This window comes from Streptomyces sp. CNT360 (assembly GCF_000424785.1).
The window spans coordinates 92,427-111,889 of sequence record NZ_AUKO01000026.1 but is presented as its reverse complement, the minus strand read 5'-3'; the positions used below and the strand labels follow the sequence as shown (position 1 = coordinate 111,889).

Genomic DNA, 19,463 nt, shown 5'->3' with positions numbered 1-19,463 from the left:
GACACGGCTTCCCTGCCATAGAGGTTCCCTATGACCTTCTCATGATCGGGCAGCTACTGCGGCAGGCCGTCGCGGACCAGAGTCGCAAGCATGAGCAATGACGCCGATCTCCGCCATGTACCGGATCCGAACGGAGAGGACCCCGCGCCGGACGCCGGGGCAGCTTCGGCCGGGGAGGGGCCGGCTCCGGCCGGTTCCGCGCCCTGGTGGTCCGCCCTGCTGGCCCGCGGGCCCGGGCTGGCCCTCGCGGTGGTCATCGCCGGGGCGGCCACAGTGGTGGGCAAGCTGTTCCCCCTCGTCGGTGGGCCGGTCACCGGCATCGTGGTCGGCGTCGTCGTGGGGGCGGTGGTGAAGCCGGGTGACCGGCTGCGGCCCGGCATCACCACGGCGAGCAAGTTCGTGCTCCAGGTGTCCGTCGTCGTCCTGGGTTCCCAACTGTCGCTGGCCCAGATCGTGCGGGTGGGAGTGACCTCGCTGCCTGTCATGCTCGGCTCACTGGTGGTGTGTCTGGGCGCGGCCTACCTGATCGGCCGCCGGCTCGGTGTGGTCGGGGACCTGCGTACCCTCATCGGCGTCGGCACCGGCGTCTGCGGCGCCTCGGCGATCGCGGCCGTCACACCTGTCATCGGCGCGGCCGGTGTCGAGGTGGCGTACGCCGTCTCCACCATCTTCCTGTTCAACATCGCGGCCGTGCTGACCTTCCCCTTCCTCGGCCACCTGATCGGGATGAGCCAGCACTCCTTCGGCCTGTTCGCCGGTACTGCGGTGAACGACATGTCCTCCGTCGTCGCGGCCGCCTCCACCTACGGGGCGGGAGCCGCTCATCACGGCGTCGTCGTGAAGCTCACCCGCACGCTGATGATCATCCCCATCTGCATGGGCCTGGCCGCGCTCGCGGGCCGCCGCAACCGTGCGGCGGCCACGGCAGAGGCGGCATCCGGCCCGCGTACGGAAGCCGCCGACGGCCCTCCGCCGAAGCCGCGGGTACGGGTACTCAAGCTGGTGCCGTGGTTCCTGGTCGGATTCGTGCTGGTGGCCGCCGCCAACACCGCGGGGCTCATCCCGAAGGCCGTACACCCGGGGCTGAGCGAAGTGTCGGTCTTCCTCATCACCGTCGCGCTCTCCGCGATCGGCCTGTCCACCGACCTGGCAGGACTGCGCCGTACCGGGCCCCGCCCGTTGCTGCTGGGCGGCTGCCTGTGGGTCGTCGTCACTGTGACCGGCCTCGGACTGCAACTGGTCACCGGGGCGCTGTAGCCGTGCCGAAGGCCCGCCGCCTCAACGCGTCCTGCGGCGGCGGGCGGTCTCCAGCAGCCACCGGGCGGGTTCGGGGAGTTCCCGGGCGCGGGGCCAGACCGCGCGCAGCGTGCGCACCAGGTTCAAGGTCTCCTCGGTGGGAACCTCCACCAGCCGCCCCTCGCTCACGTCCTCCTGCACCGCGAGCGCCGAGAGCACCGCGGGCGCCACTCCGCTGGCGGCCGCGGTACGCAGCGGTGCGGTCGCCCCGAGCTCCAGCAGGGGCACCTCGACCCCGTCGTAGGCCCGCAGCGCGGCCTCCAGGGTTTCCCGGGTGCCCGAACCGGTTTCGCGGAGAACGAGGGGGGTCGCCGCCAGTTCCCGCCCGGTGAGCGGGGCGCGGCGGCGGGCCCACGGGTGTCCTGGGGCGACGACGACAGCGAGCCGGTCCCGGCCGACCGCCCGGGAACGCACGTCCGAGGGAACCCACGGCCCCTCGACGAAGCCGAGGTCGTATTCGTCCCGGCGAACGCCCTCGATCACCCTGCGGCTGTTGGTCACCTCCAGGCCGACATGCACCTGCGGGGCCCTCTCGCGCAGCGACATCAGCCAGTTGGGCACCAGGTGCTCGGCCACGGTGAGGCTGGCCGCGACCCGCAGCCGGTCCTCCTGGCGCGACTTGAGCGCCGCCGCGCCCTCCACCAGGGCGGCGGCCCTCTCCAGTACGGCGCGGGCCCAGTCGGTCACCAGCAGCCCGGCCGGTGTCAGCCGGGAGCCGCTGGTGGTGCGGACCAGCAGCTGTACCCCGAGGCGGCGCTCCAGCGTCATCATCCGGGCGCTGGCCGAGGGCTGGCTGATCCGGAACCGCGCCGCCGCCTGGGTCAGGCTGCCGGTCTCCGCGACGGCGACCAGCAGCTCCAGCGCGTGCAGGTCCGGCAGTGTGCGCGCCACCCCTGCTCCTCACTCCCCGCTGCCGCGGCCGGTCGGCCGACGGTGCGTGCCCGACCGCTCCGACGGGCCTCCGCACGGCTCCGACCTGGCACTCTCCGGTCGGCAAGGAGCATATCCCCTGTCCCGGTGCCGCCGGTCTCGGCCCACGGTGGCGGCAGGATCAGGGAGCGGGTTCGCCGGGTTCGCCGTGAGCCTCTTCCTCCGCCTCGCGATCGGGCCGCAGGGCGTCGCCCGCTTCACCGGTCTTCTGCCGGTCCTCGCCTTCGACGGAGGTCAGCGCCTCGCGCACCTCCTCCTCCGTCTCCTGTGCCGCGGTACGGGGCCTGGTCTCGTTCCGGTGCTCTGCGGTCACTCTCTCCTCCACGGACGTGATCGGTCGCCGTCCGCGTTACCGGTCCGGCGACGGTGAAACAGACAGCACCGGAGTCCGGCGCCACTCCGGTCGAACCGGCCCCGTTTCTGTCCGTTTCCACGCCCGAATGTGTTTACTTCTCGGAGCATCGCCCGTAACGTGCCGCACGACCCACACGTTCGGGCACGGAACGGAAGCACATCCACATGTACGCAGCGGAACGGCAGCAGGAGATCCTGCGGCTGGCCGGGGAAAACGGCAAAGTCGACGTGCCCACCCTGGCGGAGCAGTTCCAGGTCACGGCCGAGACCGTACGGCGCGACCTCAACGCTCTCGGCCGGGCGGGGTTGATCCGCCGGGTGCACGGCGGCGCCATCCCTGCCGGGCGGCTGGATTTCGAGCCCGACCTCACCGAGCGGAACACCGTGGCGGCCGACGAGAAGGACCGTATCGCCCGTGCCGCCCTGGCCGAACTGCCCGCCGAGGGCAGCGTGATCCTGGACGCCGGGAGCACGGCCGCGCGGGTGGCCGCAGCGCTCCCCGCCGACTCCGCGCTCACCGTCGTCACCCACGCCCTGCCGGTCGCCGCCCGGCTGGCGGACCACCCCGGCATCGCGCTCCACCTCGTAGGCGGGCGGGTACGGCACCGTACCCGCGCGGCGGTCGACGACTGGGCGCTGCGCGCCTACGGCGAGATCAAGGCCGACGTCGCCGTTGTGGCGACCAACGGCTTCTGCATGGAGGGCGGGCTGACCACGCCGGATCTGGCGGAGGCCGCCGTCAAACGGGCGATCCTCGCGGCGGCCCGCCGCGTCGTACTCGTCGCCCACTCCGAGAAGTTCGGCCAGGAGTACTTCGCGCGCTTCGGAGCGCTCTCCCAGGTGGACGTGGCGCTCACCGACTCCGCTCTGGACGACGAGGCGGCCGAGGCGCTCTCGGGAGCAGGCGTGCGGGTGGTGCGCGCATGATCCTGACCGTCACCCCCAACCCGAGCCTGGACCGGACGTTCGAGCTGCCGGGTTTGGCGCGCGGAGCCGTGCTGCGTGCGCATGCCGACCGGGTCGACCCGGGCGGGAAAGGGGTCAACGTCTCACGTGCGGTGGCCGCCGCCGGGCACCGCACGGTCGCCGTGCTGCCGTTGGGCGGCCCCGAGGGAGCGCTGCTGGCCCGGTTGCTCGACCGGCACGGCATCGAGGCGGTCGGCGTCCCCGTCGACGGTTCGACCCGGGTGAACGTCTCGCTCGTCGAACCGGACGGCACCCTGACGAAGGTGAACGCCACCGGACCGCACATCTCCCCCGCCACCGCTGAGGCGTTGCTGGAGAACGTGCGCAGGTGGTCGTCGGAGGCCGACTGGGTCGCCTGCTGCGGCAGTCTCCCGCGTGGCCCGTCCGCCGAGTGGTACGCCGCGTCGGTCGCCTGCGCCCACCGGGCAGGGGCGCGGATCGCACTGGACACCTCGGGCCCCGCCCTGGCGGCCGCGCTGCCCGAGCGTCCCGATGTGGTGAAGCCCAACGCCGAGGAGCTCGCCGAGGCCGTCGGCCGGCCGCTCGGCACGGTCGGCGACGCCGCCAAGGCCGCCGAGGAGCTGATCAGCCGTGGTGCGCGCGCCGTCCTGGCCAGTCTGGGGCCGGCCGGCCAGTTGCTCGTCGACGGCGGCGGGGCCTGGTACGGCAGCGGTCCGGCGGTACCGGTGCGCAGCAACGTCGGCGCCGGGGACGCGTCGCTCGCCGGTTTCCTCGCCGCGGGCGGCGAGGGCCCCGCGGCGCTGTCCGCCGCCGTCGCGCACGGCACCGCTGCCGTCCAGCTGCCCGGCAGCGTGATGCCGGCCCCCGGTGACCTCGATCCGGCGCACGTGACGGTCACGACGGACCTGCCGCTGGACCGCCCGCTGCCGGAGCCGGCGGACTGATGCCCCACGCCGCCGCCCGGTGCCCCTCGTCGCCCGCTCCCCCGCCACCTCCTTCCCTTCCCACCCCGCCCCCGACCGTCCCCGTACCCCGCCCGGACACACCGTCCCCCCGGGCGGACCGCGAGCAAGGAGCCGCGTGAGATGACGGAAATGATCACTGCGGAGCTGGTCGACCTCGACCTGACCGCGACGACCAAAGAGGCGGCCACCCGCGCCCTCGCCGGACGGATGGTGACCGCGGGCCGTGTCACGGACCTCGACGGCTTCCTCACGGACGTGGCCTCCCGCGAGGAGCAGATGCCGACCGGCATGGAGGGGGGCATAGGCATCCCCCACTGCCGCAGCACGCATGTCACCGTCCCCACGCTGGCCTTCGGCCGCAGCGCCCCAGGCATCGACTTCGGCGGCCCGGACGGGCCGGCCGACCTCATCTTCCTCATCGCCGCGCCCGCCGGTGCGGACAGCGACCACCTGTCGATCCTCTCCGCACTGGCCCGCAAGCTCCTGGCCGAGGAGTTCACCGCAGCCCTGCGCACGGAGACGGACGCGGCGCGCGCCGCGGCGCTGCTCCGCGGCGACCGGTCCCCGAGCCGACCGGCCCGCGCCGCTGAGGAGAGGGCCCAGGACAGCGTTGAGGAGCCCGCGGAGGACTCCGCCGAGGCGCCGGTGCGAACGACCGCGCCGTTCCGCATCGTGGCCGTCACTTCCTGCCCCACCGGCATCGCGCACACCTACATGGCGGCCGAGTCCCTGGAGCGCGCCGGCCGGGAGGAGGGCGTCGAGGTGACGGTGGAGACACAGGGCTCGGCCGGCTTCACCCGGCTCGACCCGGCCGTGATCGCCGCGGCCGACGCCGTGATCCTCGCCCACGACGTCCCGGTCCGGGAGAGCGGACGGTTCGCCGGCAGACCGACCGTGGACGTGGGCGTCAAGGCAGCCGTCTCGCGGGCCGGAGAACTGATCGCCGAGGCACGGAGCAGGGCCGAACGCGGCGAGGTCTCCGCCGCCGCCCCCGCGGCCGAGGCGGTACCGGACTCCGAGGCGGGGAACTCCGCGGACGGTTTCGGGAACCGCCTGCGCACGTGGTTGATGACCGGCGTGAGCTACATGGTGCCCTTCGTGGCGGCCGGCGGCCTGCTGATGGCACTGGCCTTCGCGCTCGGAGGGTACGAGATCAGTGAAGCGCCCTCCGTCGCCGACCACTTCAGCTGGACGCAGTCCGCGAGCTGGGCGGCGCTGATGTACCAGATCGGCAGCACCGCCTTCGACTTCCTCGTGCCTGTCCTTGCCGGATACATCGCGTACGGGATGGTCGACCGGCCCGGCCTGGTGCCCGGTGTCGTCGGCGGAGCCGTCGCGGTCACCATCGAGGCGGGGTTCCTCGGCGGGCTCGTCGCGGGGCTGCTCGCGGGCGCGGTCGTCATGGCGATCCAGCAGGTGTCCGTACCGCCGACGCTGCGCGGGATCATGCCGGTGGTCGTGATCCCACTGCTGTCCACCGCCGTCGTCGGCTTCCTGATGTTCGTGGTGCTCGGCAAGCCGATCGCCGCTCTCCAGCACGCCCTGACCGGCTGGCTGAGCGGGCTCTCCGGTGCGAACGCAGCGCTGCTCGGCGTCCTCCTGGGGCTGATGATGTGTGTCGACCTGGGCGGTCCGGTCAACAAGGTCGCCTACGCCTTCGCCGTGGGCGGCCTCTCCGAGCCGACCGACGGCAGCCTGAAGACCATGGCTGCGGTGATGGCCGCCGGCATGGTGCCGCCGCTTGCCATGGCACTGGCGACGGCCGTGCGCGGCACCCTTTTCACCAGGGCCGAGCGGGAGAACGGCAAGGCCGCCTGGGTGCTCGGGGCCTCTTTCGTCAGTGAGGGCGCCATCCCCTTCGCGGCGGCGGACCCGTTGCGGGTGATCCCCTCCGCGATGGCCGGCGGCGCGGTCACCGGGGCGCTGTCCATGGTCTTCGGCAACACGCTGCGGGCGCCGCACGGCGGTGTCTTCGTCGTGCCGCTGATCGGCCGGCCCCTCCTGTACCTGGTCGCGGTGGCCGCGGGAACAGCCGTCGCGGCGGCCCTGGTGCTCGCCCTCAAGAGCGCCCGCGCGCGGCGTACCCGGCTTGCAACCGACTCTGCCGCCAGCGCTCCCGCCAGTACGGAAGCGGCCCCCGTCGCCGCGGTGTGAGCCTGCGCTCTCCGGCTTGGCGGGCTCAGCCCTTCTCGGCCTGTGCGGCCGCGCGCTCCAGCCTGTTGCGGTGGTCCTCCCAGCGCGCCGCGTCGGCCGGCGGCAGATTCTCGTTGCCGAGCCGCAACCCGGCGGCCCCGTCGACGAGTTCCCGGACGATGTCCGCGTGCCCGGCGTGCCGCTGGGTCTCGGCGAGCATGTGCGTCAGCACCAGGTGCAGCGTCACCTCGGACCGTTCGGCCGACCAGTGCGGCACCCGGCCCGGGGTGTCCGACGCCGACGCCTCGATCGTCGCGTCGGCATGGGCGCACACCTGCTGGTACCGGCCGACGACGTCCTCCCGGGACTCCTGCGGGGTCGCCCACATGTCCGCATGGGGGTCGTCGTCCGGGAGCGCGGGCAGCAGGTGGTCGGCGGGCCGACCGAAGGTCGCGCCGAAATATCCCAGCTCGCAGTAGGAGAGGTGCTTGATCAGACCCAGCAGGTTGGTGCCGGTCGGCGTCAGCGGGCGGCGGATGTCGTACTCCGACAGGCCCTCCAGTTTCCACACCATCACCTCGCGGGCGAGCCGCAAGTAACCGTGCAGGTCCTCTTTGGGGTCCGATGCAGTCATGCGGCACAGCCAACCATTCCGCGCGGGCACGCACCATTCCGTTACGGGCCCCGGGATCTCGGACACGCGCCTCCGCTGGGGTGACGCAGCAGGCGTGCCGGAGCGCGTTGGCCGACCGTCACCGCTCGGTCCGCTTTTACTGGCGTCCGCATCCCAGCACACCCAGCGACCGGAGGACCGACCGATGGCAGACGATTTCGTGGTCGATGTGACCCGCATCCGCGCCGACGCCCGCGCGAAGATGGAAGCCGGGCCGGTCACGGAGACCTACGGGGCGGACCGGGACAGAGTCGTGGCCATCCTCAACGACGTCGTCGCCACGGAGGTCGTGTGCTGGATGCGCTATACGCGGCACGCCATCTCCGCCACCGGTATCGACCGGGCGCAGGTGTCGGCGGAGTTCCACGAGCACGCGAAAGAGGAATGGGACCACGCCGTACGCGCCGCCGAGCGCATCTCCCAGCTGGGCGGCGACCCCGACTTCGACCCGGCGACGCTGGCGCAGCGCGCGCACACCGACTACACCGCCACTCCCGACCACGAGCTGAAGCAGATGCTCCGGGACAACCTGGAGGCGGAGCGCATCGTCATCGGCGTCTACCAGGAGATCATCCGCTGGCTCGGCGACAAGGACCCGACGACGCGGCGCGTGATGGAGAGCATCCTCGAAGAGGAGGAGGACCACGCCGACGACCTGCTCGACCTCCTGGGCGGCTGACCCCTGCGGCGTACAGCACGAGCCCCGCACGCTGCCGGGGATGATCCGGCACATTCCTCTCCCGGCGTGAAGGCCGACGAAGTCCTTCGCGGAGAGGGCGAGTTCGTCGCAGCCGCCGCCGTCCCGGCCCCGGTCCCGGCCCCGGAAAGAGGCGAGGTGTTCTCACGCTCGTCCGCCGTGGTGTCGAGCCGGGTTCCCGGTCGGTGATCGAGTCCTGCCGCCCCTCTGGTGCCGCCGCGGGCCGGGGCGGCACCAGAGGGGCGGCAGGGCACGGTCGAAGACCGCCGACGACCGCCGGGGTTCCTGTCCTGGCACGGCCAGGTGGAGCCCGTGGTGGCCGTCGTCGTCGAAGTCGTCGCGGTCGGGCCGCCGTGGCCGCTTCGCGAGCGCGGCAGCGGTCGCGTGCCGGGCGTGCCGGGCGTGCCGACAGGCACACAGGGAGCCCGGCTCCCGGACGGCCGGGGGACTTCCCGGGTGCGGGAGACGGTGAGCAACGCGACGGCACGGGTCAGTGACGGGACGGTGCGCGCCCGGCGGCTCCCGGAAGGGCCCGTGCATGCCATCCGCGCGCAGCGGGACCGCGACGGCTCACGGAGGGGTGACCGTCCCGTCACGCGGGCCGGGGCTGCGCGGGCTCGACCACACCTACAGCCCGATTTATCCTGGTATCAGCAGCTTGGGACGGTAGGTGTCGTCATGCCGGAAGTGCTGATCACAGTCATCGTCGTGGTGGCCGCGCTGGCAGCGTTGACAGCGCTGTCCGCGATCCGGGTCATCAAGCAGTACGAGCGCGGTGTCGTCCTGCGCCTCGGACGTCTGCACCGGGACATCCGACGTCCCGGACTGACGCTGATCCTCCCCTTCGCCGACCGACTGCGCAAAGTGAACATGCAGATCGTCACCATGCCCGTGCCCGCGCAGGAGGGCATCACGCGGGACAACGTGACGGTCCGCGTGGACGCGGTCGTCTACTTCAAGGTGGTGGAGCCGGCCGATGCGGTCATCCGCGTCGAGAACTATCAGTTCGCCGTCTCGCAGATGGCTCAGACATCGCTGCGGTCCATCATCGGGAAGAGCGAACTGGACGACCTGCTCTCCAACCGCGAGAAGCTCAACCAGGGGCTGGAGCTGATGATCGACAGCCCCGCCGTCGACTGGGGCGTGCAGATCGACCGGGTCGAGATCAAGGACGTCTCGTTGCCGGACACCATGAAACGCTCCATGGCCCGCCAGGCCGAGGCGCACCGGGAGCGCCGGGCCCGCGTCATCAACGCCGACGCGGAACTTCAGGCCTCCAAGCGGCTGGCGGAAGCGGCCCAGCAGATGTCGGCGCAGCCGTCCGCGCTCCAGCTGCGGCTGCTGCAGACCATCACGGCCGTGGCCGCCGAGAAGAACTCGACCCTCGTCCTGCCCTTCCCCGTCGAGCTTCTGCGCTTCCTCGAACGCGCCCAGCCGCCCGGCGAGGAGGAGACCGGCACCGCCGACGGCAAGAGCGCCGACGGGGCTCCGGACACGGAGCCGGTGACCGAAAGCGCGCCGGAGTCCGCTGCGCCGTCGGGCGACTCGCTTCCCCCCGACCTGGCCGCAGCGCTCCGGGATCCGGCCCTGGTGCTGCCGGAGTTGCAGGTGACCGGCCTGCCCAGCGCCGCGGGACACGCCGCCGAGCGGGAGGAGGACGAACCACCGGCCACCGAAGCACCGGGCGAGCGCGCCGCTGGTTCGCAACGCCGCTCCGCGGAACGGCCGAAGGAGCCCGCTACCGGCGATCGCGGCCGCCGCCTTCACCACAGGAGAAATACCTGACACGCGAGTCCCTTCCCTCTGGTCCGGGGCCAGGGGGAGGCCCGTGATACGGCGAGTGGTTGGTCGGCACAGTGCGGGCGGCAGCACTTCGTCTTCCAAGAGACGTGTGGCGTCCTCGGCGCTGTACGCCGTTGTCCGCACGGGGGCGGGCCATGCCGGCGGGGGCCGCCGAACTGGAGGCGCACCCGGGCGACCGCGGATGAGCAGCCGTGGCGAACGCCGTGACGGCTACAGGGGGTTGGGCTCGCCCAGCGGTGCCGTGCAGAAGGCACCGCCGACGTTCTCCGGAGCGGGCTCGGCGGGCGCGGGCGGGGCCGCCATCTGGGCGGCGTAGCTCTCGGCGTCGTCCTGGGCCCGGTATCCGAGCGCCTCCGCCTCGGTCAGCGAGAACACCCGCCGCGTGTTGGCCGAGACGCCCCATACGACGCGGTACCCGGGCGCGGGTGCGGCGAGGCAGGCCTCCAGAAGGCGGGCGCAGTCGTCGGGCGACAGCCAGGTGGACAGGCCCCGTGGTCCCATCGGGAGGGGTGTGGGGAAGCAGGAGCCGATGCGCAGGGCGATCACGTCCATGCCGAAGCGGAAGTGGTAGAGGCTGCCGAGCGCCTCGATGGCGGCCTTGCTGACGCCGTAATAGGTGTCGGGCCGCGGCGAGGAGTCCGCCGGCAGTCCGCCGCTGCCGCCCTCGTCGGTGGTGCGGAAGCCGACGGCGTGGTTGCTCGAAGCGAGGATCACCCGGCTCACTCCGGCTTCCCGTGCCGCGTCCAGCACGGTGCGGGTGCCGTTGATGTTGACGTCCAGGGTGGCTTCCCAGGAGGCCTCCCGGCTGAGGCCGCCCAGGTGGATGACGGCGTCGGTGTCACGGCAGGCGTTTTTCATGGCCGCGGAGTCGGTCACCGAGCCGGTGAGCAGTTCCACCGCCTCGTCCGGTCCGGCGGGTTGCTGCGGGGCGAGGTCCAGCAGGCGCAGCACCCGTCCGGGGCGGCGCAGCCGGGGGCGCATCAGGGTTCCGACGGTACCCGCGGCTCCCGTGATCAGAATGCGCTGGTTGGTCATCTCGGTCTCTCCTCGACTGCTCGACGGGCGGTGGGGGCGGGTCAGCGGATGCCTTCGCGGCGCAGGCGGCGGGCGAGCTCCGCGGTGGCCTCGACCAGTACGTCGCCGACCTTGCGTGCCTCCTCGTCTCCGGCCCGGCCGACGGGCATGGAGCAGCTCATGGCGTCGGTCCCGGGGATGCGGTACGGGATCACGGCGGCGACGCAGCGGATGCCGGGCGTGCCTTCCTCGTTCTCCGCGGCATAGCCGAGATCGCGGACCTGCGCGCATGCGGCGTGGAGTGCGTCGCGTGAGGTGAGGGTGTGCGGGGTGAGAGCGGGCAGCTTCTCGGGCAGGAGCGCGTCGACCTCGTCGCGGGTCAGTTCCGCCAGGAGTGCCTTGCCCAGCGCCGTGGCGTGCACGGGCAGCGAGCGGCCCACCCGGGAGACCAGGTGGGTGGAGCGCTGCGCCTCGCGGGTTTCGAGGTAGACGACCTCGTCACCGTTGCGGCGGGCGAAGTGGGCGGTGAAGCCGGTGCGTTCGCGGATCTGTTCCAGCACCTCGGTGGCGTGCGGGACGACGGCGTCCCGGTCCAGGTAGGCGGTGCCGCATTTGAGGGCGCGGATGCCGAGCCGGTAGCGCGTGCTGCCGCTGTCCTGTTCGAGCCACCCGGCGTCGAGCAGCGTGCGCAGCAGGCCGTGCAGGCTGGAGCGGGGGAAGCCCGTGCCGGCATGCAGGTCCGAGAGGGAGAGCCAGGCGTCCTTGGAGGCGAACTCCTCCAGGAGCCGGACCGTGCGCCAGGCGGACTTCACCCCGCCCGGCTCGGCCTTGCCCCCGGCCGCGCCCCCGCCGGCTGCTGACGCCTCCTCATGTCGCGGCATCCCTGCCCCCTCCTTCGTCACCACTGCCGCGCGGAGGGCCGGTGTCCGTCCGGTCGTCCGCGCCGGCCGCTCGTTCCGCGGTGCGCGTCAGAACCGTTGACGCGCCGTCACGCCCATATTACGTTCCCACGAACGCATTCACAGCAATGAACTCTGTCGGTATGACTGATCGCGTTCGCATACATGAAATACGTGTGACGGTGCGCGTCCCGAAGGTGAGCACGGAGGGAGCCAGGTAGGTGCACACGTTTGACTGGACAGTGATGTGTGCGTACTTCGGCCTGATGGTCCTCATCGGCTGGTGGTCGCACAGACGGGTCGGCGACGTGAAGGACTTCTTCACGGCAGGCGGCCGCATGCCGTGGTGGCTGGCCGGCATCTCCCACCACATGTCCGGCTACAGCGCGGTCCTCTTCGTCGCGTACGCGGGGGTCGCCTACAGCACCGGCGTCACGGTCTACTTCTGGGGCTTCGCCAGCATCGGTGTGGGCGTCGGCATCGGGAGCTGGCTCTTCGCCGCCCGCTGGAACCGCCTCCGCTCCAGGCTGGGCGTGGCCTCCCCGCTGGAGTACCTGGCTCTGCGGTACAACGTGACGACCCAGCAGGCGCTGGCCTGGAGCGGCAGCCTGCTGAAGATCTTCGACATCGCCGCGAAGTGGTTCGCGGTCGCGACCTTGCTGCACGTCTTCGCGGGGATCGACTACAACGTCGGCATCCTCGTCACCGGCGTGATCACGCTGTTCTACTGCACGGTCGGCGGCCTGTGGGCGGACGCCCTGACGGAGCTGGGCCAGTTCGTCATCCAGGCCGTCGCAGCGATCGTGATGATCGTGGTCGTGCTCGGCAAACTCGGCGGCATATCGGCGCTGTGGACGATGTGGGGCCGCCTCCCGGCGGGACATGTCGACCCCACCACACCGCAGTACACGGGGCTCTTCCTGCTGGTCTACGTCCTGGTGAAGACACTTGAGTACAACGGCGGCATGTGGAACCTCGCCCAGCGGTACATGGCGGCACCGGACACCCATGCGGCACGGCGCAGCGCCCGGCTCTCGGCCGCCCTGTACCTGCTGTGGCCGCTGGTGCTGATGTTCCCGATGTTCGCCGCTCCGCTGCTCCTTCCGCACGTGGACAACCCGGACAACTCCTATGCGGTCATGACGACCACGTTCCTGCCGCCCGGCCTCATCGGCCTCGTACTGGCCGGCATCTTCTCGCACACCATGGCGATGGTCTCCTCCGACGCCAACGCCATCTCCGCCGTCATCACCCGGGACATGATTCCGGTGATGTACCGGAAGGCCCGCGAGTGGAACCCGACCCAGGGGCTGCTGGCCGCGCGCGTCACCACGGTCACCTTCGTCCTGCTGACGATGGCCGTCGCCACGCAGGCCCAGCACCTGGGCGGTGTACTCCAGCTCGTGGTCAACTGGGTGGCGGCGCTGATGGGGCCGATATCCATCCCCCTGCTGCTCGGCATGCTGCCCTGGTTCCGGCGCTGCGGTCCGCGTGCCGCCCTCACCTCCTGGGCGGGCGGGCTGGTCGGATACGGACTCGTCTACTACGTCTTCGACACCTCCCAGACCTGGCTCGTCGCCACCCCCGTCCTGGTCTCCCTCGTGCTGTACGCGGGGCTGGGCGCGCTCGCACCCGAACGGGACCGCAGGAGCGAGGAGATCATCGACGTCCTCGCCCAGGACGACACCCTCAGCACACCGGAGCCCGGCACGGAGGACGCCGGCGTCACCGCATGACCCGCGACGCCCAGGAGCCGGAGCTGCTGTTGCCGGCGCGCCCCGGCAGCACGCGCGTCGCCCGCACAGAGAAGAGAGCAGAAACGATGGCACTCTCCCCCAGCCCCTACTCCCCCGCCCCGTTCGAGGGACTGCTGGCCTTCCCTCTCACCCCGTTCACCGCAGACCTCTGTCTGGATCTGCACGCCTTCTCGCAGAATGTCGAACGGCACATCGAGGCAGGGGCCGGCGCGCTGTTCGTGGCCTGCGGAACCGGCGAGCTCAGTTCGCTCTCGCCCGCCGAGCACGCTGCCGTACTGGCACGGGCCCGCGAGGTGGCGCGGGGCCGCGTCCCGGTGTGGGTGGGGGCGGGCGGCGGCGCCGCAGGGGCCCGCGCCGCGGTGGCCGCCGCAGCCGAGGGCGGTGCCGACGGCGTGCTGCTCCTGCCCCCCTATCTGGTGGCCGGGCCGCCTTCAGGGCTGGTCGACTTCGCCCGGTACGCCGTGGGCGACACCTCGGTGCCCGTGATCGTCTACCACCGCTCGCCCGGGGTGTTCACCCCGAAGGCCGCGGTCTCGCTGCTCGACGTCCCCTCGGTGGTCGGGCTGAAGGACGGTTACGGCGACGTCGAGCTCATGCACCGCATCGTCGCGGCCGTACGGGGGGTCGGGACCGAGCGGGCCGAGCGGTTCCTGTTCTTCAACGGGCTGCCCACGGCCGAGGTGTCCGCGCACGCCTACCAGGCCATCGGCGTGGCCCGTTACTCCTCCGCCGTGCACTGCTTCGCCCCCGAGATCGCCCACCGCTTCCACCGAGCCCTGGCCGAGGGCGACCAGCGGGTCACCCAGGCGCTGCTGCACGGTTTCTACCTGCCGTTCGTGGCGCTCCGGGACGAGACACCGGGCTTCGCCGTGTCCTTGGTCAAGGCAGCCGCCCGGCTCCGCGGGGACGTGACCGGGCCGGTACGGCCACCGCTCGTCGGTCCCGGCCCGGAGCAGATCGAACGGCTGCGGCACATCGTCGAGGACGGCCACCGCGTCCTCAAGGAGCTCTGATCGCCGTGCGGATACTCGACGCGGCCGTGACCCCGGTCGCCTTCGCCGATCCGCCGCTGCTCAACGTGATGGGGGTGCACGAGCCGTTCGCCCTGCGCAGCGTCGTGCAACTCCGCTGCGAGGACGGGGTGACCGGGCTCGGTGAGTCCTACGGTGACGCGGCGTTCCTGGGCGAGGTGCGCAAAGTGCTGCCCCATCTCGCCGGGCACGACGTCTTCGACCTGCCGGGGCTGCGCCGTACCGTCGCCGCCGCCCTCGCCGACACCGTGCTCACCGACGAACACGGCCTCATCGGTGGATTCTCCCTGCGCAAGACGCTCTCCAGCGTCTTCTCCCTCTTCGAGGTGGCGTGCCTGGACGCCCAGGGCCACTACCTGGACCGCCCGGTCGTCGACCTGTTGGGCGGGCCGGCGCGCACGAGTGTCGACTTCTCGGCCTATCTCTTCTACAAGTACGGGGCGCACCGCGAGTCCGACGGACGCCCCGGGGCCGGCGAGGACTCCTGGGGAGAGATCCTCGACCCTGAGGCCCTGGTCGGCTCCGCCCGCCGCATGGTCGCGGAGTTCGGCTTCGGCTCGCTCAAGCTGAAGGGCGGTGTCTTCCCGCCCCGGCAGGAGGTGGAGGCCGTCCGGGCACTGGCCGGGGCCTTCCCCGGAACCCCGCTGCGGCTCGACCCCAACGCGGCCTGGACGGCCTCGACCGCCGTGCAGGTGGCCGCCGAACTCGACGGTGTCCTGGAGTACTTGGAGGACCCCACGCCGGGCATCGAGGGCATGGCCCGCGTCGCCGGGACCGCCGCCATGCCGCTGGCCACCAACATGTGCCTGGTCAGCCAGGACGACATCGAACCCGCCTTCCGCGCCCGCGCGGTGGGGGTGCTGCTGTCCGACCATCATTTCTGGGGCGGGCTGCGGGCCACCCAGGCGCTCTCCACCACGTGCGAGAGCTTCGGTGTCGGGCTGTCCATGCACTCCAACAGCCACCTGGGCATCAGCCTCGCGGCGATGGTGCACGTCGCCGCCGCCACGCCGCATCTGACGTACGCCTGCGACACCCACTGGCCGTGGAAGACGGAGGACGTGATCGCTCCCGGCGCACTGGAGTTCCAGGACGGCGCGGTGCAGGTGCCGCGAGGCCCCGGGCTCGGTGTCGTGCTCGACCCGGACGCGCTGGCGCGGGCCCACGAGAACTACCTGCGGTGCGGGCTGACCAGACGTGACGACGCCCGCTACATGCGCCGCTACGTACCCGGCTTCGAACCGAACACCGCCCGGTGGTGACAGCGTGACCGGCAGAGAGGTGACCGTGACCGGAATGAAGGTGACCGGGTACGCCTACCCCTGGGACGTCCTCGGCGACCGGGAGTTCGGGACACGGGCGGGCGCACTCGGTGTCGACGAGGTCGCGGTGGCGCTGTCGTACCACAGTGTCCGTGCGGCAACCCCCTGGTCGCCGCACGGCACCTCCGTGGTCGCCGGGCACGCGGCCCTCTACCGTCCGATCCGCCCGCAGGCGTGGCAAGGGGCCGCACTGGTGCCCTCGGCGCCGGAGTGGCCGCACTGGGCCGACGCCGGCACGAGGGCGGACAGCGGCGGTGCGGCGGTACGCGCACTGACCGAGGCCGGCATCCCGGCGGCGGGGTGGCTCGTGCTCACCCACAACTCGCGGACGGGGGCGTCCCACCCCTCTGCCGCCGTGCACAACTGCTTCGGTGAAATCTACCCGTGGGCGCTGTGTCCGGCCCGACCGTCGGTGCGGGCCTTCGCGGCCTCGCTGACGGCCGAGGCGGTCCGGGACCTGGAGCTGTCCTCGGTGATTCTGGAAGCGTGCGGTCCGCTCGGCGTGGTGCACCAGCACCAGCACGAGAAGACGGACGGCGTCTGGTCGCCCGCTGCCGCGCGGCTGCTGTCGGTCTGCTGCTGCACCGCCTGCGCCGCGGGCTGGACCGCGCACGGGTACGAGCCGGAGACCGTGCGCTCCCTGCTGTGTGCCCGCGTCCGGGACCTGGTCGGGGCGGGCGATCTCGACCTCTCCGACGACGGACTGCCCACCGACTGCAAGGAGATGCTGCTGGCCACCCGGCAGTCGGCGACGGACGCGCTGCGCCGGGCCGTGCTCTCGTCCGTGCCGCCTGGTGTCCGCACCGTCCTGCACGGCTCCCTCGACCCCTGGGCCACCGGCGCCCTGCCGGGTATCACCCCCGCGGCCCCGGGCGAGATCGATGCCGTCGTCCTGCAGAACTGGGCGCCCACCCCGGCGAGCTGCCGGGCCGTCGCCGCGGCCCGGTCCACGCTGCCCGAGCGGGTGACCGTCGGCAGCTACGTCACCGTGGCGGCAGCCGAGCCGGTGCCGGATCCGACCTCCTACGTCTCCTCCCTGGCCGAGGCCGGCGCCGCCGAACTGCACCTCTACCACCTGGGCCTGGCCGGCCCCGCCCGCCTCGACGACCTCCGGGCGGCCTGCGACGCCGCCCATCGGCCCGTCCCCCCGCGGTAACCCCGCAGACGCCTTCCCGCCGGAAGATCCACCTCCGGACCACCGGCCGCCCCGGAAGGCACCGGCCGCCCGATGGCCGTGGAGACGCGAATGAGAGGTCCGACCACCGTCTGGTGTGGCAGGGCGTCCGGCCGTTCACGGGCGGCCGGACAGCCTGGGCACACGGTACGAAACCCAGACACCCACTCACCGCCCCACGTCGCAGCCACCCTCGTCCGGGCAGCCGGACCATCCGAGGGGACGCCCTGGTGCGCGGACCCTAGCGGCCGTGCGTGGTGTCGAGCTTCAGGTCGCCGAGCGTCACCTGACGGATGTGGTCGCTGCCGAGGAGGGCGTGCGGGGAGCCGAGGCCGGGTGCGCTCACCTCGTCGAGGCGGGCCAGTTGGCCGTCGGTGAGCTCGACGTCCAGGGCCCCGAGGTTGCCCTCCAGCTGCGCGGGCGTACGGGCGCCGACGAGGGGCGCGGTCACCCCCGGGTTCCGCAGCGTCCACGCGAGCCCGACCTGGGCGGGAGTGTGCCCCAGCTCGGCGGCGACCTCCTTGACGGCGTCGGCGACGGCGAGGTTCCGCTCGGTGAGGGTGCCCAGGGCCAGGTTGAAGCTCTTCCGCGTCCCGTCCCCCGGCGCACCGGCGGAGTCCGTCAGGTCGGCCCGGCTGTACTTGCCGGTGAGCAGCCCGCCCGCCAGCGGCGAGTACGGCACGACGCCGAGGCCCATCTCGCGGGCCATGGGGATCAGGTCACGCTCGGCCGTACGCTCGATCAGGTTGTACTCGGTCTGGAGCGCGACCAGCGGCGACCAGCCGCGCAGATCGGCGATGGTCTGCATGCGTGACACCTGCCAGGCCGGGGCGTTCGAGATCGCCACGTAGAGGAGCTTGCCCTGGCGCACCAGGTCGTCCATGCCGCGCAGGATCTCCTCGACGGGCGTCGTGAAGTCCCAGACGTGGAGGTGGAGCATGTCGAGGTAGTCGGTTCCGAGGCGGCGCAGGCTCGACTCCACCGAGGCGACGAGGCTCTTGCGGTGGCTGCCGCCGGAGTTCGGGTCGCCGGGGCGGCGCAGTGTCGTGTACTTGGTGGCCAGCACCAGGCTCTCGCGCCGGCCTTGGGCGAACTCGCCCAGGAGGCGCTCGGAGCTGCCGTCGGTGTAGGTGTTGGCGGTGTCGATGAAGTTGCCCCCGCGCTCGACGTAGAGGTCGAACAGCTTGCGGGCCTCGTCCTTCTCCGCGCCCCATCCCCACTCGGTGCCGAAGGTCGCCGCGCCCAGCGCCAGCGGGGAGACCCGCAGCCCGGAGCGGCCGAGGAGACGGTAGGTGTCGAGGGTGAGCGGCATGGTGATCGTCCTCCTGGACTGCTCGTGTTCTGTTGCATCCGTTGCCGCTCACAAGGCTCCGGCGGACGACCGGCCGGAGTAAGGGAGAACGGTTCCTGGGAACGTCCGTCCCACCCTCGGTGTTGGGAGGGTCATGACGACGCACCCCCTGGACGCAGCGCACCCCGCACGCGAGCTGGCCGCCTTCCTGCGGACCCGGCGCGAGCGGCTCGACCCGGGCGCGCTCGGCCTTCCGCCCCGCCGGGGGAACCGGCGCACCCCGGGGCTGCGCCGCGAGGAGGTCGCCGAACTGGCGGGCGTCAGCGTCGACTACGTCGTCCGGCTGGAACAGGCCCGCGGGCTGCGCCCGTCCACCGACGTGCTGGAGGCCCTCGCCCGCGCCCTGCGCCTGGGCCCCGCCGAACACGCCTACCTCTTCGACCTCGCCCAGCAGCGCCCCCGCGCCGCCACCGCCGAACCCGCCACCACCGCAACGCCGCCGCTGGCCGGACTGGTCGCCGACCTCTCGCCGCTGCCCGCACTGCTGCTGAACCACCGCTTCGACATCCTGGCCTGGAACCCCGAGGCGTCCCGGCTGCTGCTCGACCCCGGCACCCTGCCCCCGCCGCGGCGCAACGTGGTGTGGCTGTGCCTGGCGCACCCGGAGATCCGCGCGCGCTACGCCGACCGCGAGCGCGGCCTGCGCGACGGGGTGTCCCATCTGCGCGCCGCGTGGGCCGCGCATCCGGACGACCGTGTGCTGTCGGACCTCATCGCGGAACTGCGCGCACGCGACCGGGAGTTCTCCCGCCTGTGGGAAGCGCGTGACCTCGCAGTGAACGGGCGCGGGCGCAAAGTGATGCGGCATCCGGAGGCGGGGACGCTGGCACTGCACGTCGAGGTGCTCGTGCCGCTTCAGGATCAAGCCCGGCGCCTGATGGTCTTCCGCCCGGCGGACGCGGAGAGCCGCGCGGCGTGGGAGCGGCGCGGCGCTGAAGCCGGTGCGCACACCGGTGCGGACACCGGGGCCGGTGCGGGTGGCGGGGTGGCGGCTGTGTAGAAGTCGTCCGTCAGCGCGGCGGCCAGTGGGTCCAGGCGCTCACCTCCTGCGCCGCCGAGAGCACGCTCGCGGCGGCTTGCGGAAGCCGGTGCAGCAGGCCCGGGCGGGCCGGGGGGGCACCTTCGCGGCGCAGCCCG

General features: G+C 72.4%; 17 protein-coding genes. 11 read left to right on the top strand and 6 right to left on the bottom strand.

What is annotated here, in order from left to right; genetic code table 11:
- Positions 1-90 precede the first annotated feature (90 nt).
- Positions 91-1,257 (top strand): putative sulfate exporter family transporter, encoded by a 1,167-nt coding sequence (locus H297_RS37450; protein ID WP_078514360.1) that lies wholly within the window; start codon positions 91-93, stop codon positions 1,255-1,257.
- 21 nt (positions 1,258-1,278) lie between these two features.
- Here the strand turns inward: H297_RS37450 and H297_RS0120180 are convergent, their stop codons facing one another.
- Together H297_RS0120180 and H297_RS0120175 are read right to left on the bottom strand one after the other, a co-directional pair.
- The gene (locus H297_RS0120180) at positions 1,279-2,187 is read right to left on the bottom strand and encodes a LysR family transcriptional regulator (RefSeq protein ID WP_027738538.1); all 909 of its coding nucleotides are present in this window, start codon (positions 2,185-2,187) and stop codon (positions 1,279-1,281) included.
- Positions 2,188-2,347: 160 nt separating this feature from the next.
- Positions 2,348-2,539, bottom strand: a complete 192-nt coding sequence (locus tag H297_RS0120175) for a hypothetical protein (RefSeq protein WP_027738537.1) — start codon at positions 2,537-2,539, stop codon at positions 2,348-2,350.
- Between the two features lie 206 nt (positions 2,540-2,745).
- On the opposite strand from H297_RS0120175, the gene H297_RS0120170 reads away from it, so the two are divergent.
- From H297_RS0120170 to H297_RS0120160, 3 genes are all read left to right on the top strand, one after another.
- The gene (locus H297_RS0120170; protein WP_027738536.1) at positions 2,746-3,507 is read left to right on the top strand and encodes a DeoR/GlpR family DNA-binding transcription regulator; all 762 of its coding nucleotides are present in this window, start codon (positions 2,746-2,748) and stop codon (positions 3,505-3,507) included.
- Positions 3,504-4,451: a 1-phosphofructokinase gene (pfkB, locus tag H297_RS0120165; RefSeq protein WP_027738535.1), complete on the top strand. Its 948-nt coding sequence runs from the start codon at positions 3,504-3,506 to the stop codon at positions 4,449-4,451. Before H297_RS0120170 ends, pfkB begins: the two co-directional genes overlap by 4 nt.
- A 141-nt stretch (positions 4,452-4,592) precedes the next feature.
- Positions 4,593-6,626: a fructose-specific PTS transporter subunit EIIC gene (locus tag H297_RS0120160; protein WP_027738534.1), complete on the top strand. Its 2,034-nt coding sequence runs from the start codon at positions 4,593-4,595 to the stop codon at positions 6,624-6,626.
- Positions 6,627-6,651: 25 nt separating this feature from the next.
- Here the strand turns inward: H297_RS0120160 and H297_RS0120155 are convergent, their stop codons facing one another.
- Positions 6,652-7,239, bottom strand: coding sequence for a DinB family protein (locus H297_RS0120155; RefSeq protein WP_027738533.1), 588 nt, complete (start codon positions 7,237-7,239; stop codon positions 6,652-6,654).
- 184 nt (positions 7,240-7,423) lie between these two features.
- Here H297_RS0120155 and H297_RS0120150 point away from each other — a divergent pair, with 184 nt between their 5' ends.
- Together H297_RS0120150 and H297_RS37445 are read left to right on the top strand one after the other, a co-directional pair.
- Positions 7,424-7,957, top strand: coding sequence for a ferritin-like domain-containing protein (locus H297_RS0120150; RefSeq protein WP_027738532.1), 534 nt, complete (start codon positions 7,424-7,426; stop codon positions 7,955-7,957).
- Positions 7,958-8,653: 696 nt separating this feature from the next.
- Positions 8,654-9,760 carry an SPFH domain-containing protein gene (locus H297_RS37445; protein WP_078514358.1) on the top strand — a complete coding sequence of 369 codons (1,107 nt, stop codon included), beginning with the start codon at positions 8,654-8,656 and terminating at the stop codon, positions 9,758-9,760.
- A gap of 228 nt (positions 9,761-9,988) precedes the next feature.
- Here H297_RS37445 and H297_RS0120140 read toward each other — a convergent pair whose 3' ends face one another.
- The gene (locus H297_RS0120140; protein WP_027738531.1) at positions 9,989-10,813 is read right to left on the bottom strand and encodes an NAD-dependent epimerase/dehydratase family protein; all 825 of its coding nucleotides are present in this window, start codon (positions 10,811-10,813) and stop codon (positions 9,989-9,991) included.
- A gap of 41 nt (positions 10,814-10,854) precedes the next feature.
- Entirely contained in the window at positions 10,855-11,673 is an 819-nt protein-coding gene (locus H297_RS0120135) for an IclR family transcriptional regulator (protein ID WP_027738530.1), read from the bottom strand.
- Positions 11,674-11,912: 239 nt separating this feature from the next.
- On the opposite strand from H297_RS0120135, the gene H297_RS0120130 reads away from it, so the two are divergent.
- From H297_RS0120130 to H297_RS0120115, 4 genes are read left to right on the top strand one after another with little or no spacing between them, the layout of a single operon-like run.
- A complete protein-coding gene (locus H297_RS0120130) occupies positions 11,913-13,427 on the top strand; it encodes a sodium:solute symporter family protein (RefSeq protein WP_027738529.1) in 1,515 nt (504 codons plus the stop codon).
- Positions 13,424-14,461, top strand: coding sequence for a 5-dehydro-4-deoxyglucarate dehydratase (locus tag H297_RS0120125; protein WP_486589590.1), 1,038 nt, complete (start codon positions 13,424-13,426; stop codon positions 14,459-14,461). Before H297_RS0120130 ends, H297_RS0120125 begins: the two co-directional genes overlap by 4 nt.
- A 5-nt stretch (positions 14,462-14,466) precedes the next feature.
- Positions 14,467-15,741 carry an enolase C-terminal domain-like protein gene (locus tag H297_RS0120120; protein WP_027738527.1) on the top strand — a complete coding sequence of 425 codons (1,275 nt, stop codon included), beginning with the start codon at positions 14,467-14,469 and terminating at the stop codon, positions 15,739-15,741.
- A gap of 4 nt (positions 15,742-15,745) precedes the next feature.
- Positions 15,746-16,957 (top strand): hypothetical protein, encoded by a 1,212-nt coding sequence (locus tag H297_RS0120115; protein WP_486589589.1) that lies wholly within the window; start codon positions 15,746-15,748, stop codon positions 16,955-16,957.
- A 259-nt stretch (positions 16,958-17,216) separates the two neighbouring features.
- Here H297_RS0120115 and H297_RS0120110 read toward each other — a convergent pair whose 3' ends face one another.
- Positions 17,217-18,287 carry an aldo/keto reductase gene (locus H297_RS0120110; RefSeq protein WP_027738525.1) on the bottom strand — a complete coding sequence of 357 codons (1,071 nt, stop codon included), beginning with the start codon at positions 18,285-18,287 and terminating at the stop codon, positions 17,217-17,219.
- A 133-nt stretch (positions 18,288-18,420) separates the two neighbouring features.
- Between H297_RS0120110 and H297_RS37440 the strand changes: the two genes are divergently transcribed.
- The gene (locus H297_RS37440) at positions 18,421-19,326 is read left to right on the top strand and encodes an MmyB family transcriptional regulator (RefSeq protein ID WP_078514356.1); all 906 of its coding nucleotides are present in this window, start codon (positions 18,421-18,423) and stop codon (positions 19,324-19,326) included.
- The last annotated feature ends 137 nt before the right edge of the window (positions 19,327-19,463 follow it).